The 5096-nt window shown below is 65.7% G+C and carries 5 protein-coding genes and 2 pseudogenes; 2 read left to right on the top strand and 5 right to left on the bottom strand.

The features are described 5' to 3' along the window. Positions 1-36: 36 nt before the first annotated feature. The 5 genes and pseudogenes from ABD691_RS04510 to ABD691_RS04490 form a co-directional block, all read right to left on the bottom strand. Positions 37-534 carry a hypothetical protein gene (locus ABD691_RS04510; protein ID WP_344678105.1) on the bottom strand — a complete coding sequence of 166 codons (498 nt, stop codon included), beginning with the start codon at positions 532-534 and terminating at the stop codon, positions 37-39. An 85-nt stretch (positions 535-619) separates the two neighbouring features. Continuing rightward, entirely contained in the window at positions 620-745 is a 126-nt protein-coding gene (locus ABD691_RS04505) for an NUDIX hydrolase (protein WP_344678104.1), read from the bottom strand. Between the two features lie 1075 nt (positions 746-1820). Continuing rightward, the gene (locus tag ABD691_RS04500; RefSeq protein WP_344678103.1) at positions 1821-2405 is read right to left on the bottom strand and encodes a tyrosine-type recombinase/integrase; all 585 of its coding nucleotides are present in this window, start codon (positions 2403-2405) and stop codon (positions 1821-1823) included. Positions 2406-2448: 43 nt separating this feature from the next. Beyond that, positions 2449-2946: a hypothetical protein gene (locus ABD691_RS04495; protein ID WP_344678102.1), complete on the bottom strand. Its 498-nt coding sequence runs from the start codon at positions 2944-2946 to the stop codon at positions 2449-2451. Then, positions 2939-4056, bottom strand: a pseudogene (locus ABD691_RS04490) (replication initiator). The gene ABD691_RS04495 and the pseudogene ABD691_RS04490 overlap by 8 nt, the downstream one beginning before the upstream one ends. 126 nt (positions 4057-4182) lie before the next feature. Between ABD691_RS04490 and ABD691_RS04485 the strand changes: the two are divergent. Continuing rightward, positions 4183-4272, top strand: a complete 90-nt coding sequence (locus tag ABD691_RS04485; protein WP_344678101.1) for a hypothetical protein — start codon at positions 4183-4185, stop codon at positions 4270-4272. A gap of 33 nt (positions 4273-4305) precedes the next feature. Further along, positions 4306-4969, top strand: a pseudogene (locus ABD691_RS04480) (YdcF family protein). Positions 4970-5096 lie beyond the last annotated feature (127 nt).

The raw sequence follows: 5096 nt of genomic DNA, 5'->3' as shown, positions 1-5096 counted from the left end.
GCACCATGACGGCCGTTTCGCATTCGACAATCGACATCAATCCGGCGTTGCTTCATGCCCCGGCAGAGGCAGGCCATGTTCGTCGACGCTCCGCTCCCGTTCCTTCATCTCGGCCTCGAAAACGTGACGCCGACCTCGAAGTAGAAGGTCGCGTGCTCGCTGTTCGTGCTCGCGGAAGACGGTCCAGTATCCGTCGTCGAACTCCTCGACGACTTGGAACGTCCACCTCCCGGGCACGATGTTGCGGCCGACGAGTTCGCGTTCGATCTCGTAGGCGAGTTCGCCCTGCCCGCACTCCTTCAGGGCGGCTACTGCCTCACAGAGGGCGGCTGCGCCAGCACCGATCAACTGGTGAAACTCGTAGAGGTGGCCGCGCGCACGCTCGACGGTCTCCAGCGCCTCGGTGAGCTTGCCGACAGCGGCCACCGTGAAGTCGTCGACGCCGTCGGGTCGTTGATGTTCCGCTGTTGGTCGGTCTGCAGCTGCGCGCTCCGCCCTTGCCGATGCAGGCTGACGCAGGTAATCGGCGTCCATAGCGCCATTGTCACCTCGGTAGACGCAGTTCGGCTCGTCCAGGCGCGGTCCGGCAAGCGTGCCGGGCAGTGGGAACGGCCTCGGCTCACGCCACCAGACGCAACGCGTCGCGCAGGATCTCGCCGTGGTCGAAGGCCGGCTCGGCGCGTAGTGCCTCGGTCACGGGCACCCACTCGGCCCGGTCCACGTCGTCGGCACCCTCGACAGCCACTTGGCGCGGGTGACCCTCAGACATTTACGCAGATGAGAGGGCCACGTTCAGCGCACTGCGAGATGCTCTCCTAAAGAGAGCCTCTCGCGTGTTGCATGGAGGATGGCGGGCATGAGTGGAAGTGTCCCCGCTGTCCCCGTAAGCCCCTGACCAGCACGGATAGCGGCGCTTTCTGGGGACATCTCGAAGGGACGCGTGTCCCCCTGTCCCCGCAGATCACCCGCGACGAGCCGACAGGGCCCGGCGCCATCAATGTTGCTCCGGGGAGTCATGCCGACCGCGCCGCACTACCACCCCGTTGGCCGCTGCCTGATGAAAGTTGGCCTGACATGATCCACAAGTGCTGAACTCAACTGCTGGGGAGCACGATGCACTGTGGGGAATGTTGCCTGCCTCTGCGGAAAACCAAGGCGGGTACGGTGCCAGTCCACTACCTGGAGAGCGTGCATACGCTCGGCTGGGCACAGCGGCGCTGTCCTGCGTCGGGGACTACGCGGTACGTCGACCGGGTTTCGCGGTGCACCCGACCGCGAAGTCGCCGCAGCTGCCCCTCGTGCGATCGAAAGTTCACCCTGAACAAAAACGGCCAGTTCCCCGCCCACAAGGACAATGACGGCCGGGAATGCAGGGTGACGAGGGATAACCGCGCCTGATCGACCGCCTGACTCGGTGGCACTATTGGCGTCAGATGTGCCCCCGCTCCCCCGCACCGCGCTTAGACATCCACGTGGCTCCAGGGCTGTAACAGTGGCGGGATCAGCCTGAAGCCGAAAGCAACCTCCACCCCAGGGGTTTCGATGCGACAGCGCGGATCTGGCCACCGCCTGAGTTCGCTCCTGCGGGCACATCGCAACCTTGCTCGACCCCGCCCGGACACCCTCGCAACAGCCCCACTGTTACAGCCCTCATGCGGTGCCGTGCGCAATGCGTGTACAAATCGAGTACACAAGTGTCACTGTCCTGCCTCTGAACAGGAAGAACGACTGATCGAGGCACTGCCCTCCGGAGGCAGGTGTCGCAGGTTCGAGTCCTGCCGAGGGCGCCCAGCTCGCAGCGTTATGCCAGTGCCTCGAGATTACTCGTGGGGCACAATCGGGGCACGCACCGCAAGATCCATCCGATCCGCGATATCGTTCAGTCGGTCCGGGAACAGATGCCCATAGAGGTCGAGCGTCATGGTCGCGGTCTTGTGCCCAAGCATCTGCTGAACGATCTTCACATCTGCTCCTGAAGCGATCGCCAGGGACGCGGCGGTGTGCCGAAGCTCGTGCGGGTGAAACCCCTGCGGTCCCACGTCTCGAACAGCAGGGTCGAAGACGGCGCGGCGGAAGTTCCGAACCCGAAGCACACCGCCACGCGGAGCCATAAAGACCAACGCGTCGTCCGGTCGAGCGCACACGATCGGTTCCAGCTCATCGGCCAGGAACCGAGGCAGCGGCACAGAGCGACGCTCGTGGGTCTTCGGACTTCCCCAAACCAACTCGCCGTTGACCTCCGTCACGGACTCCGCCACAAGTACGCGACGTCGAACCAGGTCGACGCGGCCGGCTTTGAGGGCAGCCAGCTCGCCCCAGCACAGACCGGTATAGGCGAGGAAGCGCACCACGGTCCCGTACGACCCGCAACGCTCCGCCAGCTTGGCGACCTCCGCATGATCCAAGTAGCGGTGATCCGGTAGGTCCGGCCTAGGAAGTCGCACGCCCTCAGCCGGGTTGTTGGCGATCCGCCCATCCCGGACAGCCCAGCCGAGCATCTGGGAGAAGACGCGATGCACCTTCACCACGGAGGCGGCCGACCACTTCCTTGCCAGCCCCGAAACCCACACCTGGACGTCCGCGTGCTTGATCGAGGACAGGTGGACGCTCCCCCCACTTCGGGACGATGTGGGTGTTGATGGCGATCTCGTAGCGCACGAACGTCGATCTGGCGAGATGCCCCTGAACCTCTTGCCACCGCTGTGCCCACTCCCTAACGACGATCTTCCCCGCGTCAGGCGCGATGTACGAACCAGACAGCATGCCGTGTTCGATCGTGGTGGCGTAGTTCTCCGCGTCAGCCTTGCGCTTGAAGCTCTTCTTGCGCTGTCGGCCAGCGGGGTTCCGCCAGCGGACGAGCCAGCGTGCGCCAACTCCGTAGCGGTCGGTGCGTTCGGGCTTGCCGTCCGGGCCGGTGCGGTGCCACCGGTCGTCGATGTCAGCCACGCTCGCCCCCGTCTGCCTCGTTCCGGGCGTCGCTGCAGGTACGTCGCGCGTACTGGTGCCGTTCGGCCATCGCTTCGGCCAACTCGCGTTGTGCTGCGCTGCCCCAGCCGATGCCTACGAAGTTCCAGTCGTTGACGATCTGCACATCGTCGGTGTCGTCGATGCCCAGCGCCGCCAGGTGTTCGGCTCGCTGGTGCTCGGCCCGCACGGTGCGCAGCGTGGTGAAGGTGGTGGAGTAGTACTTGGACTTGGTAAGGAAGTGCCCGCCGAAGCCGAGCATGTGTGCCCACCGCCGCAGGCCGCGCCGCCAGGCCGTGCGGATCATGCGCCGGTGGTGCTCCGAGACCTCCAGGTCGTCGATGTGAGCCTCGGAGCGAATCCGGGTGCGGTGCCGGCGGTTGCCCCAGTGCCCTTGGTGGAGTACTTCGCGACGTAGCCCGCCACCCGCTGATCCCCAAGGGCTTCGGCCGCATCGTCGGAGGACGGAGTGATGGGGTCCACCTGGACCTGGCGGCCCCACTTCACCGCCGTCGCCGGGTACGCGTCGGTGGCCTCGATATCCACGGAGGTCTTCCACGCGGAGACGCGGATGAACTCGTCCAGCATGTCGGCCGTGATGCCCTCCGGGGCTGGGCTTCCAGGACCGTCTGGGCCGTCGAGGCGGATCACGGCGTGGAAGTGCACCAGGCCGCGCCGCTGGTACTCAGCGACCTTGGAGTACGACAGCCGGAACGTGTGCGGGATGTCTTTGACCTTCACCCCGCGGCATGCGGCGACCAAGCGTGCAAGGTAGATGCGGAACCGGTGCCACAAGGCGCCGGCATGGGCGTTCCACAGCACCGCACCCGCGTAGTCGTAGGAGTCCACATCCAGCGGGGAACCGATCCGAGTGTCGGCCTCGTGGTGACTCTCGCCGCAGGCGCAGCGGCGCACACGACCGCGCGTGGTCACCGAGCGGGTGTGGACAGGCCCGAATGAAGGAGCCGTGAGCGTGACGAACAGCCGGATATCAGACGCGGCATCATCCGGCACACCCTTGCCTCCGGAGAGGCCGGACTTCACCAGCTGGTAGGCATCCCCGGCGTAGCGAGCGGCGCACGACGGACACACAGACTCGCGTCGGTTGTTGCACGCGACCGCGATCTGACCGGAGCGCTCCGACACCGCCGAGCCATCACGGCGTTGTGCCGACCAAGAGCCCGTAAGCAGCTTGCGATTCCCGCCGGCGAGCCCGTTATGGTGCTTCACCGCACGCCCTACACAGCCGACGACGTGGCCGTGGAGTTCGCGCGCGGCATCCACAAGGCGAGCCGGTTCTCCTGGTAGTACTCGTTCACCCTCCTCGAGTGAGAGGCAGGCATGACCACAGCCGCGATCCCCGCCGCTCTTGAAGACGATGTGCGGACTCTGTGGGACTACCACGATCTTCACCACGAGCTGCGGCCAACCGACGTAGGCGTGGGTCTCGGTAGCCACGACCTCGGCGTCGCCACTTACACGGCCGAGCTGTTTCAGGAGGGGCACTTCCCGCACATCGTCTTCACCGGCGCCAACGCGCCGACGACGGTCGAACGATTCCCCCGCAGTGAGGCTGTGCACTACCGTCAGCACGCGGTCAGCCTGGGAGTGCCGGACGAGGCGATCCTCGTTGAGCCGAAGGCCACTAACACCGGCGAGAACATCGAGTTCACCCGGACTGTGCTCCAGGAAGCCGGCATCCACCCGAAGTCGATCACGTTGATCTCGCGGCCGTACCAGCAGCGCCGGGCCTACGCGACATGCCGAAAGGCGTGGCCTGAGGTCGAGGTCATCTGCACGTCGCAACGGCTCCCCCCTGGACCAGTACGTCGAAGGCATCGGGGACGCGGACCGCGTGATCAACATGCTCGTTGGTGACACCCAGCGCATCACCGTTCACGCCGACCGAGAGTTCGCGATCCCGCAGGAGATCCCCGAGAACGTCCGAGCAGCGTTCGAGCGACTCATCGATGCCGGGTACGTCTCGCGGCTTCTCCCGCACTGACCATCGGCGTCACCAGGCGCACGTGTTCTGACTTTCTCTACTTCATCAAGGGCGGCCCCTGCGGGGCCGCCTAGCGGCCGCAGTGGTGAGCAAGAAGCGCAACGGACGCGCGGACTCCACGATGCCG

Origin of the sequence: Saccharopolyspora taberi (assembly GCF_039534165.1) — a bacterium.
GTDB classification, from domain to species: domain Bacteria; phylum Actinomycetota; class Actinomycetes; order Mycobacteriales; family Pseudonocardiaceae; genus Saccharopolyspora_D; species Saccharopolyspora_D taberi.
The sequence above is the reverse complement of the archived record's forward strand: the minus strand, read 5'-3'. Positions and strand labels throughout refer to the sequence as shown.